The following is a 17,487-nucleotide window of genomic DNA, read 5'->3' on the forward strand; positions in this document are numbered from 1 at the left end:
AGCTGTTGTTTGTAAATTAAGCTGCGAATAACGCTGCAAATCCAATACCTTCAATAAGTGCTGCTGCAATAAGCATAGCTGTTTGGATTTTACCAGAAGCTTCTGGTTGACGTGCAATAGCTTCCATAGCCTGTCCACCGATTCTACCGATACCAATACCAGCTCCGATTACGATTAAACCTGCTCCAACAATATTTGGAATTTCCATAATTATATAATTAAAAATTAAACGTTCAAATTCTAATGATGTGCTTCTTCATTTGCCATACCAAAGTATAGTGCCGACAACATCGTAAATATATATGCTTGCAATGCTGCTACCAATAATTCTAATATCGATAACGCAAATGCTAATCCAAATGATAATGGACCACCTATCCAGTTTTTAAATAAGAATATCATACCAATAATACTCATCAATACCACGTGACCAGCAGTCATGTTTGCATATAGACGAATCATTAATGAAAATGGCTTGATAAACACTCCTAATAATTCTATCGGTGCTAAAACAACTTTCATAAAAGTTGGTACACCCGGCATCCAGAAAATGTGACCCCAGTAGTTCTTGTTTGCCGTTAGATTAGTAATTAAAAATACAATCAACGCTAAAGCAAAGGTTACTGCTATATTTCCTGTAACATTAACTCCAAGAGGTGTCATTCCTAAAAGATTCAAAAACCAGATAAAAAAGAAAATAGTAAGCAAAAAGCTCATGTATTTCTTATATTTCTTTTCACCAATATTTGGAATTGCAATATCATCTCTTATGAACAGAACCAAAGGCTCTAAGAAACGCCCAACACCAGTTGGGATGCTATTGTTCTTTTTATATGACTTAGCAAGACTTTTGAACATAAAAAACATAAGTAAACTTATCAATAACATGCTTACTACGTTTTTGGTAATTGAAAAATCTAATGGTTTTGCATTAGTAGCATGATGATCCTCATCATAGTTTATTGTTCCCTGAGCATCTGTCTTGTAGATTTTACCGTGATATAATTTATAATATTCACCATTTACCTCTGCAACAGTTTCTCCATGATGAAACTTAGATGAAGAAAAAACTTTAAGTCCTCCATCCCATAAGATCACAGGCAAAGGAAACCCAAAATGAGTTTTAGCTTCTTCATCAGAGAACAAAGTAAAATCATGTGAGTCTTGAAGGTGATGATTTATAAATTCTTTGATCGTTGTTTTTAAATCCCCATCCCCTTCTTTCTCTGATTCTTTTGCAAACAGATTTGAAGCGTTAAAGACTAAAGTAAAAATCAATAAAAACTTAACTACAGTACGTTTTTGCATTACACCTAAAATTTCGGTTCCTAAATTTCGGTGCAAATGTACATAATTATGTTAGATTCTTAAACTATTTTGGGTAAATAAGTTGGAGATTCTTACTAAATATTTATATTATTGAAAATGAGCTATTTATCAGAATTCAAAATCTTAGAGACGAAGTATACTTCTAAGATTAAACAGATTAAGTAAGCAGCAAAGAAATCCAGAAAGACGTTTTTATTGATTTCTATTCCTCCGAGCTTACTTATAGCCATAAACACCCCAATTTTAAGGAGACTGCCTGCCATAAAGATAAAACCAAGATGGTCTTTATACTTTTTACTTACAAGAATTATAGCAGAGGTAAGCACAAATGTAAATAGACCATTAAAGAGATACGATAATTTAACAATACTAATATCTCTTTTTAACAAAAAAGCTTCTATTACCCACATGTGGATAAAATAACTGCCAATTATAACAATAAAAAAAAGAAACAAAAAGCGAAACAAGCTCTTAATCATATACTATAAAACTCTTTATCCGTAGAAACAAATTAATGATCAGACTTATTATTAATACGATTTAGCTGCTTAATCACCAGATATATAGATGCTGTTACCCCAAAAAGAACAAAGCCCATGGTGAACCATTGTTTTTCTAATTCATAATGGGCATCCAATTTTTTACCAGCGTAAGCACACAAGAATATGGTAGCTCCCATTTGGAAAGCTATTCCTGACAAAGCAGCATATTTCCTAAGCTGATTTCCCTTGCCCTTGTTGTGCTCCTGATTGGGTTTGTGTTCCTTTTTGCTCACTTGGTTTACTTAATGATTTTACACCACCTTTCATAGAACAAGATGCGTTGAAATTTGCTCCTGGTTCTACTGCTAATTTACCTACAGTAACTTCACCTTCAATATGCGCAGTTGGTTTCAAAGATAATGTATTTGACACGATCAGGTTTCCTGAGAATTTACCTTCAAAATCAGCGTCAGAACATTCGAGTGTACCCTGGATAAAACCGGATTTACCAACTACTACTTTTCCTGTAGTTTTAAAAGTTCCTTCAATGATACCTTCAATTCTAAAACCTCCTTCAGAAACAATATCACCAACAATTTTGGTTCCTTCTGAAATTTTGTTCTGGTTACGAGAGAAATCAGCTGTACTACCTTGGTCTCTTCCTTTTTTATTATCTGAAAACATAATATAAAATATTAAGGGGGATTAAATTATTCCGTTTCTAATTGTGTTTCTACTGGTTTATATTCCTCCAAATTTTTGTGAATCTGAAGAATTCGATAATTAGGTGATGCAATAATAAAAAATGTTGCATCAACCTTTTTATAATATTTCTTTTTTCTATTCCATTTCGTTAAATCAACCCCTCGGGTATCTTCAGTTCTACCCAAAGATAGAAGTTCTGCCAAACCTTCTGCAGCTAATTTGCTACCTTTTGTATGTACAACTACAAATTGTTGATCTTTATTATACTTATCTAAAGAAACTTTCATCTTATCATATCGCAGCTCCTCTATAATTGCCTGAACATGTTCTTTTAAACCTTGTGCCTGATTATCTCCAAAGGTAGAAAAAGGATAAATCACCTTGTGATTCTTTTCTTCTTCTAAACCGGTTAAAAACCTATCATTTTCTATTTGAGGAATAGTGACTTGATAAATCATTTGAGCTTTTTTCCCTTCGGGACTCTGAGGGTAATTAAGAGACACATAATTTAGTGCTTCCTTATATGCATTAAAGCCCCTAAACCGTCCAATTGCCTGAGCCTTTAGTAATTCAAATTTGGGTAAAAAATCTTCATCTCCTCCAAATTTAACGATCATCTCATCACTTTCTTTGATAACAGAAGCATATTTTTGATCCTGAAAGCCTTTATATAATTTATTATAGATTGATTTAGGACTGTTCTGATCATCTTTTAATGCTTCATCCGGATTTTGAAGAATCTTAGCATATCTAGAATCTGTATGGTTATTGATAATGTCTTGCATTAATGCATTAGATTTTGAAGAATTACCCTGAACCAAATAAATTTTATAGAGATTATATTTTGATGGAATAACCAAACGTTCTTCTGGACTATTCTGAAGCAAGCTCTCGAACTTATCAATAGCTAGATCATATTCTTGGAATTTTTCTTTATAAATAACTCCTAATTGATAATAAGCAAAATTTCTATCCGTCTCTAAGCTATCGATTGAGGCAGGATCAGTTGGTAATTGAGCAATATAAGTTTGCGGATCGAATGTTGGGTCTGTATCAATAGAATACTTCTCCTCCTTTTTCTCTTCAATAGCAGAAACTGCATTCGGGTTCGAAATACTAGACACTCTCCAGTTATCTTCTAATTCTCTGTTGCCATATGTTCTTTTAAAACTGGTTTTGCCATAGGCTACAGTGGTTTGATTATAAAAGTAAAAAGGACCTCCCTTTGCCTCAGCATTGTTATTGTTCTTTCCAAAACCAGAACCAGGTTGCTTAAACCTTTGTTCGGTGGGTAAACCTTCTTTTATCCTAGCAATTTCTTCTGCTTTTTCTGCAGCTATTGCTTTTTCTTTTAGACCATTGGTATACGTAGTATAATAAGCAAGTCTATCATCTGGTGACATAGCAAAGACTGTCAAAATGCTGTCATTTGTGTTGGCAATACCTTCATACAAAATCACGTCATCCAGATTATCTCTTTTTTTCTTTAATACTCTATATCTTTTTGAGTCAACGATCATTCGTTGAAGCGTGCTATCATAATACGCTCCAGAAACGGCATACTCTTTCCTATCAAAACTTATATCTCCTAATGTATAATAGTTTAGAGATTCTAAATATTTATCTTCGGATTTGGTTCGCAAAGATTTATTATAATAATCCACTGCCAAATCAATTGAATCCAAAGTTTTAAAATACACTGCTTTTTGATTGTATATTTTATCTAAAAAAGGTCTATTTTCTCGATTTTCTTCAAGATCAGTTAATAATTCTAAAAACTCCTCGTTATTTCCTTTATTATACTCAAAATTTCGGGCTTTAGCCATATAGGCATTCATCATATATCTTCTAGGTGCTCTTCTATTCAAATCTATTACCTGATCAAAAGCGTAATTAGCACTATCTTTATAGCCTAATTGATTTAGCAACTGCCCTTTTATATATAGGTATCTTCCTTTTTCTTCATTCTTTTGAGTATGAATTGCTGCTTTAGTTATATAAGTAACAGCAGAGTCTTTTTTCTTCAGATTAACACACGCCTGAGCCATCATTGCTAATGCATCTGCATAATCCTGAGGTTTCATATATTCTTGCTCAATCATTCTGGTTAAATCTTCGATAGCTTTTTCATTATTATCTAAACGAAGATTAGTCTTTGCTTTCCATACCTTAGCATGATTAATTGTATTACTAGAAGGATATTTATACAAGATGTAATTAAATGCTTCGAGCGCTGGCACAAAACGTTGTTCAAAATAACGTGCTTTACCTAATAACAAAAATGCTTCATCAATTTTAGGATTACGTTCCTTACCATCGATTAACATGCTGTGCTTTTGTATTGCTTTTACTGCCTTTTCTTCAGCTCTATCAAAGTTTTTATTAAGAACTTCGTTAGGAAGTCGAACATCTTCACTTACAATCATTCTTTCTATAGGCAGTAGCTCCCAAAAGTTATCTTTATAAGATTGAATGATATCTTCTTTACCTGTATCAAAGGCTAATCTACCATTGTATAAGGTGTTATTTTTTGTAGTAACATCATGCCATGCACGATTTACAAACTTGTCCTTTTTTCTAGAACAAGCAAACCCTATAATAGCCAATATCAGGACTATAGTGATTTTTGATATTTTTCTGCCCAAATCAGATAATTTAATAATGTGATAACTAAAAAACTTCCTTTTTAGTGTGTTAGACTAGCATAAAAATAGAATGCTCGTTGTAAAAATACATTTCTTTCATTAAAAAACAGATTGTTACTATATATTTCTCTAACCTGAACATCGTTTTACTGTGTTATTTCCTCCAATCAGCATTAGAAAACCTATTTTTTTATTTTATCAATAAAAAAATAGAATTCAACGTATTTGTAAATTGTTGTCGTGACATAGTTAAGAATAGTAATTATCCTTGTATATTACACAAAAGCTATGCCCTGTAAAAGGGACATGCCAAGGTTGGGCGAGAGAACAATATCGAGAATATGTCCAGGAAGTAGATTGATTATTACAATTCATTTTCAAAAAACAAACACGGAATACAACTATAGTTTTTTACCAATACTCTTCTTTTGGCAAGTTGGTAAAGTATATTAGCTAAAATGCGCTTCTAATTCATTAAGAGTTTCTTCTGATGTCAAAAGATCTTTAACCACCTCCCCTTTATCCAATACCACAATTCGATCACATACTTCTGTAACATGCATAAGATCATGGCTAGACACCAAAACGGTTACATCGGGATCAGCAGACAGTTCTTTAATTATTTTCTTTAATCGTATTTGGGTCGTCGGATCCAAATTTGCAAATGGCTCATCAAGAATAATCACTTCAGGATTACCAATAAGTGCAGCTACAATACCCGCTTTTTTTTGATTTCCTTTCGAAAGATCTCTAAGGTATTTTTTTTGCCCTAAAATCTCATCATGGAAAAAATCTTCAAACTGAGATAATACTGCATCAACATCTGCTTTATTTTGCCCTCGAAGTTCTCCTATAAAATAAAAGTACTCTTCTGCTGTCAAATATCCGATTAAGAATGTCTCATCAATAAACGCAGAAGTGATCGATTTCCATTCTTCACTTTCATTAACCTTAATCCCATTATTATTAATATACCCTGTGGTAGGTTGAATAAGATCTAATATAGCACTAAATAATGTTGTTTTTCCTGCTCCATTATTACCAACAAGCCCCAAACTATCGCCTTTTTGTATTTCAAGATGTTCAATATTAAGAACTGTACTACCTTTATATGTTTTTGTAAGATTATGTATACCTATCATTATTTCTATTTTGTTTGTTTGTATGCTGCTATTGTTTTATATTTTTCTGTTTTATAGATGCGTTCAATTTTATTAAAAACAACATCTTTAAATGCAAATCCTGCAATCCCTGTAATAGCCACAAGAGCATATCCTGCATAAGGATCATAACTGTAATGGCCTATAGCATACAATATCATTGGTAAAGCCATTTTTGGCAATGATAGCATCAAAGTTTTTGCATTAAATGCTTGTTTATCCCCAAAGGCTTTCTTATTACTAGTCAAATCAATAGGTGTTTTTACATAAGCTCCTGCCCATAACACGATATGAGAGTTTACTCCTATATTATATATTGCGCCAACTATAATGGCTAGGTATACTTCCCAACCAAAAAACAAATATCCAGATGCTAATACAGTAGAGATCAATGTAGCGATAACCATTAATAACCATTTTGAAGACAAGTATTCTTTATACTTAATATTTTGACTCATCATTAATGGGTAATAAGAACTATCCCAACTTGGTACAAACTGTCCAAAACTTAATAAGAAACCGCCGGTAACAAAAATTGCTGCAAAAATCTGCCAAACAGGCCCTTCATAACTATCGACCCAACCCGGAAAAAACAGCAGCCCATAGAACAAAAACAAAACACTAACTAAAACCGTAGATCTAGCTCTTTTGTTCCTTTTTATCAATTTTATGTCATTTTTAAGAAAGGTTGATAACTTACCAAACCTATCTAACCACTCCAGGTTTTCAGTTTTTATGCTTTTTACTTTACTAGCCAAACCTGCATCCAAATACAAATCATTTACAAAAGACCGAAACGATATAAAAATCAATAAAAGCAATACTACTACAGGAATTATTGTCCAAAAAGATACATCATATAACCCTATGAAGAAAGGAGCGGTATACGCAGTGGCGTCAAAATATTCTAGATATTGCAGTCCTCCCAAAGTTGTTATAATACCACCTATTAAAAAAATAAGATTATCTTTTTTGTTTAAAATAATATTCAAAAAGTTATTACAGTATACTAATGCGGTCAGACCTATATTCCATAAGACAACATTAAAAACTGAATGACCGTTTTGAATTAATACTATCGAAAACGGGATAAAAAAGAAAACATGAACGATGTTAAAAAAAGAAAATATCGTTTTCCCAAAAGCAAAAGAGACTATTTTCTTTTTCTTAAAAGGAAGTGTCAATAGAGGCTTAATATTGATAACTGGCATTTTTTGCAAAGCATATCTAAACAATAAATCAAATACCAACCAATAGATTAAAAACCTGTTAACCGTTTCAAAGGGATCCAGATTAAGTTTTTCTTTAATAAAGAAAAAAGCTCCAATGCCACCAAAAGCCATCATAACAATAAACCATAGTGCCCAGAACCCCATAAACAACTTCATAAACAATCCTGATGTTAGAGAAGCAGATCTCCAGAAAGATTTCCATTGTAACGTAATGAAATGTTTAAACATAATATAAGTATATGTGTTTATACTATTTAGTAATCAAAATCTGGATTTTGTTACAAACAAAATGATAATCGATCCAATTCTTTATCTCCTGAAAAGGTATATTACATGTATTTTCGTTTATTTTATGATTTACACCTTTTCGAGCGAGGGTTTCAGTAATAATTTTATCATAAAACACACCTGCTTTTATTGCATTTACTATTTTTGCCAAAAAAAGTGCAATGCCAGATTTCTATAAACTATCTATAAAACATATTACCCGAGAGACTCCAATGGCAGTTTCTATAGAATTTGATGTGCCTTCGGCATTACAGAACACCTATTCTTTTATACCTGGGCAATATATAACTATAAAAACCAAAGTAGACGGTAAAGAAATTCGTAGAGCATATTCTATTTGTAGTGCTCCCAAAAGCGGCATACTTAAAGTGGCTATTAAAGAAATCCCTGATGGCACTTTTTCTGTCATTGCTAATAACCAACTAAAAGATAATGATGTATTAGAAGTACATCCACCAGAAGGAAATTTTTCACTTACTACCGACCCTAAAGCAAACAACACTTATGCTGCTTTTGTGGCTGGTAGTGGTATCACCCCAGTAATGAGTATGATTAAAGCTGTGATGGAAGATGAACCTAGCAGCAATTTTGTACTTGTATATGGAAATAAAACTCCAGAGGAAACTATTTTTCATAATGAATTGTTAGCGTTACAAGCGAAATATTCAGATCGTTTATTTATTGAATATGTATATAGTAGAAGTCAAGAGGATAATGCTCATTTTGGCAGAATTGAAAAACCAATAGTAAATTATATACTAAAGAATAAGTTTAAAAACACTTCTTTTAAAGCTTTTTATCTGTGTGGTCCCGAAGAAATGATCAATACTGTAACTGAGATTTTACTAGAAAATGGTATCGAAAAAAGTGCCATTCATTTTGAGCTATTTACTAGTAGTACTAGTGAAACTGAATTGAATGAAGATCTTGATGGGCAGAGTACTGTTAAAGTTCTTGTCGACGACGAAGAGTTTAACTTTGTTATGGATCAGAAAAAGACTATTCTTGATGCTACACTTGGCCAAGATATTGATGCTCCCTATTCCTGCCAGGGTGGAGTATGTAGTTCTTGTATTTGCAAAATTACAGAAGGTAATGCAGTAATGGAAAAGAATAGTATTCTTACTGATGGGGAAATTGCAGAGGGATTGGTTTTGGCTTGTATGGCGCATCCAACCTCAACATCTATTACTGTTGATTTTGACGATGTTTAAAATCCCAAACAGCTAAATTGACAAGAAGAGAATAGCCTATAAATTATTAATGGCGTCTACTACTGTTTTTGGATCAATGGAATACATTACTTTTTCGTAACCTTCAGGAACCTTATTGCCATAAATAGATGTAGGAATCTGATCGTATTTTGCCATGTTTGGCAAAATTGCGTTTTCTATAGGCTGCCCAAAAGGCAAAAACCCTGCGAAAGGATGTGTTACTCCCCACAGGGTTATGGTTGGCACCCCGTACATTGCTGCAAGATGTGCATTCCCACTATCCATGGATAACATCGCATCTAGATTACCTATTAGCTTTAATTCGTCTTCAAAAGATAGTTTACCCACTACTGTGGTTACATTTTTGTACTTACTTGCTATATTATTAAGTATATCTCCTTCACGCTTTCCTCCTCCGAAAAGAAAAATTTCAAAATGATCGTCTTTATCCAAAGCTTCAATTACCTCAACCATTAACTCCAATGGATAAGACTTACTCTCATATTGTGCAAAAGGAGCGATGCCGAGCCATTTTTTTGCTGAATTCTGAGTTAACGAAATGATATTGGGTGTTAATGGTTGTTTCTCAGGAAAAGTATGCGTAGTAAGATCAATCGGATATCCTAATTTTTCAAATACATCAGCATATCGTTGATGTGTAGTTTTTAGTTGTTTAAATGCTTTATTCTTTGCCCTAGTCAGTGCCTTTTTTTCTGCTCTGCCTTTATCTACCTGAAAAACTTTTATTCCTCTTAACGCAAAAAATCTCTTTAGCACATTGGTACGTAATACATTATGTAAATCTGCAACAGCATCTATTCCAAACTTACTTAATTCGTTAGCCAATCGAATAAGTCCCAAAAACCCTTTGTGTGTTTTTTCTACATCGGCATAATACACTTCGAGGTTATCAATATCCGAAAAAATAGGCTCAAAAAACTTTCTAGTGAGTACGGTCAGTTTTACATTAGGATAAGTAGCTCTGAAGGTTCTAAGAACAGGAACGGTCATTCCAATATCCCCCATAGCAGAAAGTCGAATGACCAGAACGTTTGTTTCAGTTTTGTCTATTGCCCTAATATTACTTACCTCCACGCAATACGGGATTTAATTCATCATCATTATACATCTTCATTTGTTTATATACTTTCATATATTTATCACCATTCTCAATATCCTTGAGAAGTGTATCTATCGCTGTAGATAAATCGACTCTTTGCTCAAGCAATACATTCAGTTTCTTTTGACAAGCACTTTTATGAGCATCTGTGGCTCCTTCACGTATCGTCTCTACATGCATATGATATACCTTTAAGGCTAATATGGATAATCTATCCACACCCCATGCAGGACTTTCGGTATTTATAGTAGCATCTGATTTTGGTGATACATTTTTATACTCTTCTAAAAAATAGCTATCGATGTATTCTACCATATCTGTTCGATCTTGATTAGACGCATCTATCTGTCTTTTTAACTTTAATGCTGCAACAGGGTCAATTTCTGGATCACGTATAATATCTTCATAATGCCATTGTACAGTATCAATCCAGCATTTGCGATATAGTAAATGTTCTAAGACCTGTGATTTACTATCATATGGGTTCGAGAACTCTTGATCAACACGATCAATCACGTGGTATTTTTCTATAACTTCTTTAAAAATCGAATTTGCTTTATCAGTAAACATGTTCATTATTATTTTTCAAAATGTATAATTGTATTCTATAGCTGCCAAATACATTAGATTTTGGGTAGTTTTAATTTTATGACGTTTTAGAACCCTTACCCAGTGCTTTCCTCAATCTCTTTGTATCCTTTCTGGCAGGTGCAAAGGTATTATATTTTGTAATAGTATTTGATATATAATAACGTATTCCGAATTAACTAAAATAGTAAGATGATAAATGGAATCAATATGAATACCCAAACATTTATTTCTTTTGCCAATCGATGATGACTCATTTCAAAATAGGTAGTTCCAATCAGGGCTAAAGGTGTAGCCATAAAAAAAAGCTCTGATGTGTTTTTCCCAGGGGCAATGATCGCTATACCAATAGCTACAATTAGATAAGCAATAACAATTCTCAATATTGGTTTAGTATTTGCAGTTTTTCTACCAAACTTAACAAGGTAAACCGAGAAAAAAAACACGGTACAAATAGATAATATTCCTACAGAAAAAAACTGCTCTTTTATCAAATACCCCTGAAACGAAAATGAGATAGGGTCTACATAGGCTGTGAATCTAAAAAACGAATCATAAAAAAAAAGGGTAAAGCAATTAGCAAATACATAAACTGTACCGATACCTATAAAAGGAATAAACCAGTTTCTATAGTTTTTAGCATCAAAATACAATATCCCTAAAAACACCAGAAGAATAAATCCTATACTCCAAAAATAAGCCAATGAAGCTAAACCAATACATATTGCTGCATTAAGAATTTTAGCTTTGATATGTTTCTCATTTCTCATATGTAGTATGTTGTGCAGTGCAAAAAGCACAAATACATTGGATAATAAAACAGGAAAACTTATTAAAGAGTTAGGTAAAACTGAAGTTAAAAAGGCATACAGAAGTATTGTAAAAGTGCCTTTATTCGTAAGATTATTTTTTAAGGCAACAAAATTAAGCGCAAGCATAGGCAAAACATATAAAAAAATGCTCAGCATAACCAAAAGAATATACCCACTCTCGAGCACAAACCCTTTTTTAAAATGGGCAATTCCAAAGAGGATTCCCATATATAATGCTACCACAATATAATTAATGGGTTTTGATTTAGTAAAAAAGCTTGATAACACTACTATTTTTTATATTTTTGCACCGAACAATATGCTGTATTGTTTTTATTTACCATAGAACTAATTTATAAAAAGTTTTTAGTTTTTTACTTTAAACTTCTGATTAAGAAAATATAGAAACATAATTATGAAAGAATTTTTTGAAGCGATACAATCTCTTTTTGTTGATATACTGTTTGCTCCTATGGACGCTCTAAGAGCTATGGAACTAGAAAGCTGGACTGGCGCCAACATCTTAAACTGGTTATTTATGCTCGTTGGTTTTTTAGCCTTTTTTTACTGGATGAAAAAACTAAAAGAATACAATGACAATGATGAAGAAAACAGAGATCCTACGGCGCATTCGTTTTTAAACTAAAGTGCTTTAGTAAAATTGAAATATAAAAAATCCGGTAACTGTAATAGTTACCGGATTTTTTATGAATACTCATAAAATCAAGGATTTTCTTTACAAATCAAACCCCAAATCTTTTCTATAGTACATTTTATCAAAGTTTAGTTTTTCGATACTTTCGTATGACTTTTTAAGGGCTTGTCTAAAATCTTCATCAAATGAAGTTACCGCAATTACTCTACCTCCATTAGTTACCACTTTATTGTTTTCAGATTTTGTTCCTGCATGAAAAACTATAGATTCTGAGATAGAATTTATTCCTGTAATTTCTTTTCCTTTTTCGTATCCTTCAGGATATCCACCAGAAACAGTCATTATAGTTGCAGCACTTCTTTCATCTAACTCAATATCTATAGTGTCCAATGTTTGTGCTCCAACATGCTTAAAGAGCTCTACCAAATCAGTCTTTACTCTTGGCAATACAGCTTCAGTCTCAGGATCGCCCATACGGACGTTATATTCGATTACTTTTGGATCATCCCCTACTTTTATCAATCCAATAAAAATAAAGCCCTTATAATCGATGTTTTCTTTTGCAAGACCATCTACTGTGGGCTTTATGATTTGCTTCTCAATCTTTGTCATAAATACGTCATCGGCAAAAGGAACTGGTGAGATGGCTCCCATACCTCCAGTATTTAATCCTGTATCCCCTTCTCCTATACGTTTATAATCTTTTGCTGTTGGCAATGTCAAATAATTTTTACCATCTGTAAGTACAAAAATGCTAAGTTCTATACCATCAAGAAACTCTTCTATTACTACTTTCTCGCTTGCTACTCCAAATTTCTTATTGGTGAGCATGTTTTCCAATTCTTCTTTCGCTTCATCGATATCCTGAAGAATTAAAACTCCTTTTCCTGCTGCCAAACCATCTGCTTTTAATACATATGGAGCTTGTAAGGTTTCTAAAAACTGTTTTCCTTCATTAACACTTGCTTCAGTAAAACTTTGATAAGCTGCAGTTGGAATATCATGTCTTAATAAAAACTCTTTGGCATATTCTTTACTTCCTTCTAACTTTGCTCCTTCTTTGGATGGACCAACAACAATGACATTTTTTAATTGGTCATCTGATAAAAAGAAATCACTAATTCCCATCACCAAAGGATCTTCGGGTCCCACAACTACCATCTCAATATTTTCCTTTAAAACCAGTTCCTTAATAGCAGAAAAATCTGTTACCGCAATAGGTACATTAGTCGCTATATTTTCTGTCCCTGCATTGCCAGGCGCTACAAATAAAGTATCACAGAGCTTACTCTGTACAATTTTATAGGCAAATGTATGTTCTCTTCCTCCGGATCCAAGTACTAATATATTCATGATTTAATATAACTTAATTTCTAAGGCATCAAAAATAGTTCATTCCTAATTGTATTACTAATAGTTTTTTATAAAACGTAATAGATGTTTTAAGCCATTTATCAGGTGCATATAGAAATCTGCCATATTTCATTTAAAGAAGCAATAATTAGGATGAATTCAACTTTTATAATGCCTTCATTTAGGAAGGTTTCTAATAATTCTACTACTCAAAATACTTCTCTTTTTTAATAGTAATGGAATAACAATAGAGAAAAACACAATACCATTAAATCGTACCAGCATTGATTCAAACAGAAGAGAAATGAAAAAGATAAGAAATACTGAAAACTCATTTCTACTTCTTTTCATCCGCATTGCTAATAAAACAAAGATGGCTACCAAAATGCAAAACCCCATAATCCCTGTTTGCAAATAGGTCTGTAAAAACTGGTTATGCGAATTGTATTTGTTCTGATGGTTTAATCTGTAATTTAACTCGTTGTATTCTGCCATTAAAGCTTCATTTGCATCACCAACTCCATAGCCTAAGACGGGAGCTTTTTTGATTAACTTGATACTGGCATCCCACGCCAGTAATTTTGATTTCTCTGAAGCTGTACTCTCACTTTTATAATCCACTGTCTTACAGAAATCTTTAATTCTATAATAAAAATGAGATACCCGAGGATTATTTAAGAACAAAATTGCTCCCATCAAAAAGACTATTAGCATTATATATTTTTTCCCTTTATCTGCAATATCAAAAATCAATAATATTGACATAATAGCCAAAATAAGGTATGCAGCAATTGAAGCCAATATAAACAAGTAAAGAAATAAAATGACCAGTACTATCACCTGTCCACTAGATTCTAATCTGTTTTTTAGATAATAGCTCAAGACCAATAATATATATATTGAAACATAATTAGAATTAACCAATTTAGAAAATTCTGATCCAGAAAAAAAACGATACCTCTCATTTGAAATTTTCTCTAGAAAAGAAAGCAATCCTGTCGTTTCCTGTTGATCCAACACATACCATAACAAATTGTTGGTAGCATTAAAAACATTTATAAAAAAAGACACAATTAATCCTACTAACAAAAAGTCAAATAATCTTTTTACTGTAGCCGCATCTTCTTTAACAAACAAAAAGATTATCGGGAACAACAACAAGGATAGTGATCGTTGTAATAAACTCAGCCCATCAAAAAGGTTATCAGTATAAATAAGGCTAAAAGACATCAGTATAAAATAGAGCGGAAAAAGCAATACTGATTTATCCAAAACAAATTTATTTTGGGGTCTAAACATCATTCCAATACCAAAAACAATAGAAACTATAAAAAAAGGAGTTGGAAGATTAATCCCTAGAGGTAATAAAAAAAAAGCAATATATAGTGAATTCCAAAAGGTCATAACAACCCAATGATCTTCTTTATAAAACATGCTTGAAGCTTTGTTTATTATATTGCTAAGTTGCACTTTTTCTATAATTTTAAAAACACCAAAATCTATAATTTAATAGATCATCTAAGATTCGCGACTCCTATTTTTGAAACAAATCTACTCTTAGTACGCCTTTTCTTCTCCTTTAATGGCATTGATAGCCGTAAGAACTGTAATTTTTATATCTAGAAGTAATGACCAGTTTTCGACATAAAAAATATCATACTTAACTCGATTAATTATGTCTTTATTGGTTTCGATTTCTCCTCTAAAACCACTTACTTGAGCCAATCCTGTTATTCCAGGCTTTACAAAGTGGCGAACCATAAACTTATCCACTCTTTGCGCAAACTCTTCATTGTGTTTTACCATATGAGGTCTTGGTCCTACCACAGACATATCTCCTTTAAGAACATTAAGAAACTGTGGTAACTCATCAATACTAGTTCTCCTAATAAATTTTCCGACCTTAGTAACTCTTGCATCCCCCTTTGTTGCTTGATTAGAGCTTTTACTTGGTTTCATAGAGCGATACTTATAGCAATAAAACTCTCTATAATCCAACCCATTACGGCGTTGTTTAAAAAACACAGGACCCCGGGATTCTAATTGAATAAGTAATGCTATTAATGGAGTTAGCCAAGAGAGGATTCCTACCAAAACAAATAGCGACAATAAAATGTCAAAAGTTCTCTTCGTAAATTTATTTATTGAATAGTCCAATGGGATCTCTCGAAAAGATAATACCGGTATATATTCATAATAATTAAAAATTAATTTTTTACTGAAAATATCTTTATTATCCGGAATGAACTTTAAAATTTTTAAATTATTCTCTGTAAAATTAACAATATCTCTTAGTTGATTATTAGATAATTCTGCTATCGAGCAATACACCTCATCAATTCCGTTTTCAACTACATAGTTAAAACAGGATTCTAAATCAAAGTCACTATCTCTTACGCAGAATTTTTTTTGAAATTTATATCCAAAATCAGGTTTGTCCTTAAAAATTTTAATTAATTGATCAGTTTTTTTGTTATTTCCAATGACCACTACTCGCCTGATATTACCCCCCAATATTTCTCTATACTTAGATAACAAATAGAGAAATATAAATTTAAAAAAAGTAATAAATCCAATTACTGAAATGAGATACTTTCCCATTTCAAATCGACTAATATTAGGTTGCTTAAAAAAGCCTATAAAGGCATACAAAATAAGTGTGAAAATTAAAAACTGTCGAATTAAAGAAGCTAAAATATGGACAACTTTAGAAAATCGTTTTATGTCATAAAACTTATTTTTGATAGAAAGAATAATCCACAAAACCGAAATATAAATTGAAAATAAAAGATTTTGATCTATGTTTGTTTGAAACAATACCGTTGTAAAATTCAAAATTATTAAATCTACCAAACAAAATAGTGGATTTATATAGACTGAATATCTTCCTCCTTTATTACTCATTATATAGTTATCTCTACAAAATCAATTATTCAAAAAATCTCTATGATCACTTTTAGAAAGTTCCTTTTCAGAAAACCCTTTAAAATATTCTAAGGTTAATTTCATTCCTTCTGATCTAAAAACATTAGGCTCCCAATCTAAAACCTCCTTTGCTTTACTAATATCGGGTTGTCGTTGTAAAGGATCATTAACAGGTAAATCTTTATAAATTACTTTTTGATCAGTTCCTGTAAGTTTTATGATTTCTTCTGCAAAATCTTTTATTGTTATTTCATCTGGGTTGCCAATATTAACAGGATAGACGTAATCACTAAAAAGTAACCTGTAGATACCTTCTATCAAATCATCAACATAACAAAAAGATCGAGTCTGTAAACCATCTCCAAAAATAGTTAAGTCTTCACCTCGCAATGCCTGACCAATAAACGCAGGAACCACACGACCGTCATTTAACCTCATTCTTGGTCCATAGGTATTAAAAATACGTACAATTCTCGTTTCAATACCGTGATATGTATGATAGGCCATTGTAATGGATTCTTGAAAACGTTTTGCTTCATCATATACCCCTCGAGGACCAATCGTATTTACATTACCATAATATTCTTCGTTTTGAGGGTGTACTAATGGGTCCCCATATACCTCACTTGTAGAGGCTATTAAAATTCTTGCCTTTTTTTCTTTTGCTAATCCTAACAAATTATGAGTACCCAAAGATCCAACTTTAAGGGTTTGAATAGGGATTTTAAGGTAATCTATTGGGCTTGCCGGTGAAGCAAAATGTAAGATATAATCTAATTCTCCTGGAATATGAACAAACTTAGTTACATCGTGGTTATAAAACTCAAACTGTTTTAATTTAAATAAATGCTCAACATTCTTTATATCTCCAGTGATTAGATTATCCATACCAATCACATGAAACCCCTCTTTTATAAAACGATCACAAAGATGGGATCCTAAAAAACCAGCAGCTCCAGTTATTAAAACTTTTTTCATT

Annotated in this window: 17 protein-coding genes; 2 read left to right on the forward strand and 15 right to left on the reverse strand. The window is 32.2% G+C overall.

The annotated features are described in order from the left end of the window. Positions 1–16 precede the first annotated feature (16 nt). The 8 genes from atpE to C1X07_RS05665 form a co-directional block, all read right to left on the reverse strand. A complete protein-coding gene (gene atpE / locus C1X07_RS05630; protein ID WP_101445998.1) occupies positions 17–208 on the reverse strand; it encodes an ATP synthase F0 subunit C in 192 nt (63 codons plus the stop codon). Positions 209–240: 32 nt separating this feature from the next. Beyond that, on the reverse strand, positions 241–1,308 hold the full coding sequence (atpB, locus tag C1X07_RS05635) for a F0F1 ATP synthase subunit A (RefSeq protein ID WP_103069012.1): 1,068 nt from the start codon (positions 1,306–1,308) through the stop codon (positions 241–243). Positions 1,309–1,430: 122 nt separating this feature from the next. Then, positions 1,431–1,808, reverse strand: coding sequence for a DUF6168 family protein (locus tag C1X07_RS05640; RefSeq protein WP_241507198.1), 378 nt, complete (start codon positions 1,806–1,808; stop codon positions 1,431–1,433). A 32-nt stretch (positions 1,809–1,840) separates the two neighbouring features. Next, entirely contained in the window at positions 1,841–2,029 is a 189-nt protein-coding gene (locus C1X07_RS05645) for an AtpZ/AtpI family protein (RefSeq protein ID WP_241507199.1), read from the reverse strand. A gap of 13 nt (positions 2,030–2,042) precedes the next feature. Continuing rightward, complete coding sequence (locus C1X07_RS05650; protein WP_103069015.1) at positions 2,043–2,495, reverse strand: bactofilin family protein; 453 nt, start codon at positions 2,493–2,495, stop codon at positions 2,043–2,045. A 26-nt stretch (positions 2,496–2,521) separates the two neighbouring features. Next, complete coding sequence (gene porW, locus C1X07_RS05655) at positions 2,522–5,161, reverse strand: type IX secretion system periplasmic lipoprotein PorW/SprE (RefSeq protein WP_103069016.1); 2,640 nt, start codon at positions 5,159–5,161, stop codon at positions 2,522–2,524. A 449-nt stretch (positions 5,162–5,610) separates the two neighbouring features. After that, positions 5,611–6,303 carry an ABC transporter ATP-binding protein gene (locus C1X07_RS05660; protein ID WP_103069017.1) on the reverse strand — a complete coding sequence of 231 codons (693 nt, stop codon included), beginning with the start codon at positions 6,301–6,303 and terminating at the stop codon, positions 5,611–5,613. A gap of 5 nt (positions 6,304–6,308) precedes the next feature. Then, entirely contained in the window at positions 6,309–7,781 is a 1,473-nt protein-coding gene (locus C1X07_RS05665) for a DUF5687 family protein (RefSeq protein WP_103069018.1), read from the reverse strand. 221 nt (positions 7,782–8,002) lie between these two features. On the opposite strand from C1X07_RS05665, the gene C1X07_RS05675 reads away from it, so the two are divergent. Beyond that, on the forward strand, positions 8,003–9,055 hold the full coding sequence (locus C1X07_RS05675; RefSeq protein WP_103069020.1) for a ferredoxin--NADP reductase: 1,053 nt from the start codon (positions 8,003–8,005) through the stop codon (positions 9,053–9,055). Between the two features lie 36 nt (positions 9,056–9,091). On the opposite strand, the gene C1X07_RS05680 is transcribed toward C1X07_RS05675, so the two are convergent. From C1X07_RS05680 to C1X07_RS05690, 3 genes are all read right to left on the reverse strand, one after another. After that, the gene (locus tag C1X07_RS05680; RefSeq protein ID WP_241507200.1) at positions 9,092–10,150 is read right to left on the reverse strand and encodes a glycosyltransferase family 9 protein; all 1,059 of its coding nucleotides are present in this window, start codon (positions 10,148–10,150) and stop codon (positions 9,092–9,094) included. Beyond that, positions 10,137–10,745 (reverse strand): DUF4254 domain-containing protein, encoded by a 609-nt coding sequence (locus tag C1X07_RS05685; protein ID WP_103069022.1) that lies wholly within the window; start codon positions 10,743–10,745, stop codon positions 10,137–10,139. The genes C1X07_RS05680 and C1X07_RS05685 overlap by 14 nt, the downstream gene beginning before the upstream one ends. 197 nt (positions 10,746–10,942) lie before the next feature. Further along, the gene (locus C1X07_RS05690; RefSeq protein WP_241507219.1) at positions 10,943–11,803 is read right to left on the reverse strand and encodes a DUF6427 family protein; all 861 of its coding nucleotides are present in this window, start codon (positions 11,801–11,803) and stop codon (positions 10,943–10,945) included. 187 nt (positions 11,804–11,990) lie between these two features. Here C1X07_RS05690 and C1X07_RS05700 point away from each other — a divergent pair, with 187 nt between their 5' ends. Further along, complete coding sequence (locus C1X07_RS05700; RefSeq protein WP_103069025.1) at positions 11,991–12,221, forward strand: DUF6341 family protein; 231 nt, start codon at positions 11,991–11,993, stop codon at positions 12,219–12,221. A 90-nt stretch (positions 12,222–12,311) separates the two neighbouring features. On the opposite strand, the gene purD is transcribed toward C1X07_RS05700, so the two are convergent. From purD to C1X07_RS05720, 4 genes are all read right to left on the reverse strand, one after another. Beyond that, positions 12,312–13,583: a phosphoribosylamine--glycine ligase gene (gene purD / locus C1X07_RS05705; protein ID WP_103069026.1), complete on the reverse strand. Its 1,272-nt coding sequence runs from the start codon at positions 13,581–13,583 to the stop codon at positions 12,312–12,314. Between the two features lie 177 nt (positions 13,584–13,760). Next, positions 13,761–15,017 carry an O-antigen ligase family protein gene (locus C1X07_RS05710; protein ID WP_103069027.1) on the reverse strand — a complete coding sequence of 419 codons (1,257 nt, stop codon included), beginning with the start codon at positions 15,015–15,017 and terminating at the stop codon, positions 13,761–13,763. A gap of 123 nt (positions 15,018–15,140) precedes the next feature. Further along, positions 15,141–16,487 carry an exopolysaccharide biosynthesis polyprenyl glycosylphosphotransferase gene (locus C1X07_RS05715; protein ID WP_103069028.1) on the reverse strand — a complete coding sequence of 449 codons (1,347 nt, stop codon included), beginning with the start codon at positions 16,485–16,487 and terminating at the stop codon, positions 15,141–15,143. Positions 16,488–16,508: 21 nt separating this feature from the next. Next, positions 16,509–17,486, reverse strand: coding sequence for a UDP-glucuronic acid decarboxylase family protein (locus tag C1X07_RS05720; RefSeq protein ID WP_103069029.1), 978 nt, complete (start codon positions 17,484–17,486; stop codon positions 16,509–16,511). Position 17,487: the final 1 nt, after the last annotated feature.

Origin of the sequence: Aquimarina sediminis, from assembly GCF_002895435.1 — a bacterium.
Classification (GTDB): Bacteria; Bacteroidota; Bacteroidia; order Flavobacteriales; family Flavobacteriaceae; genus Aquimarina; species Aquimarina sediminis.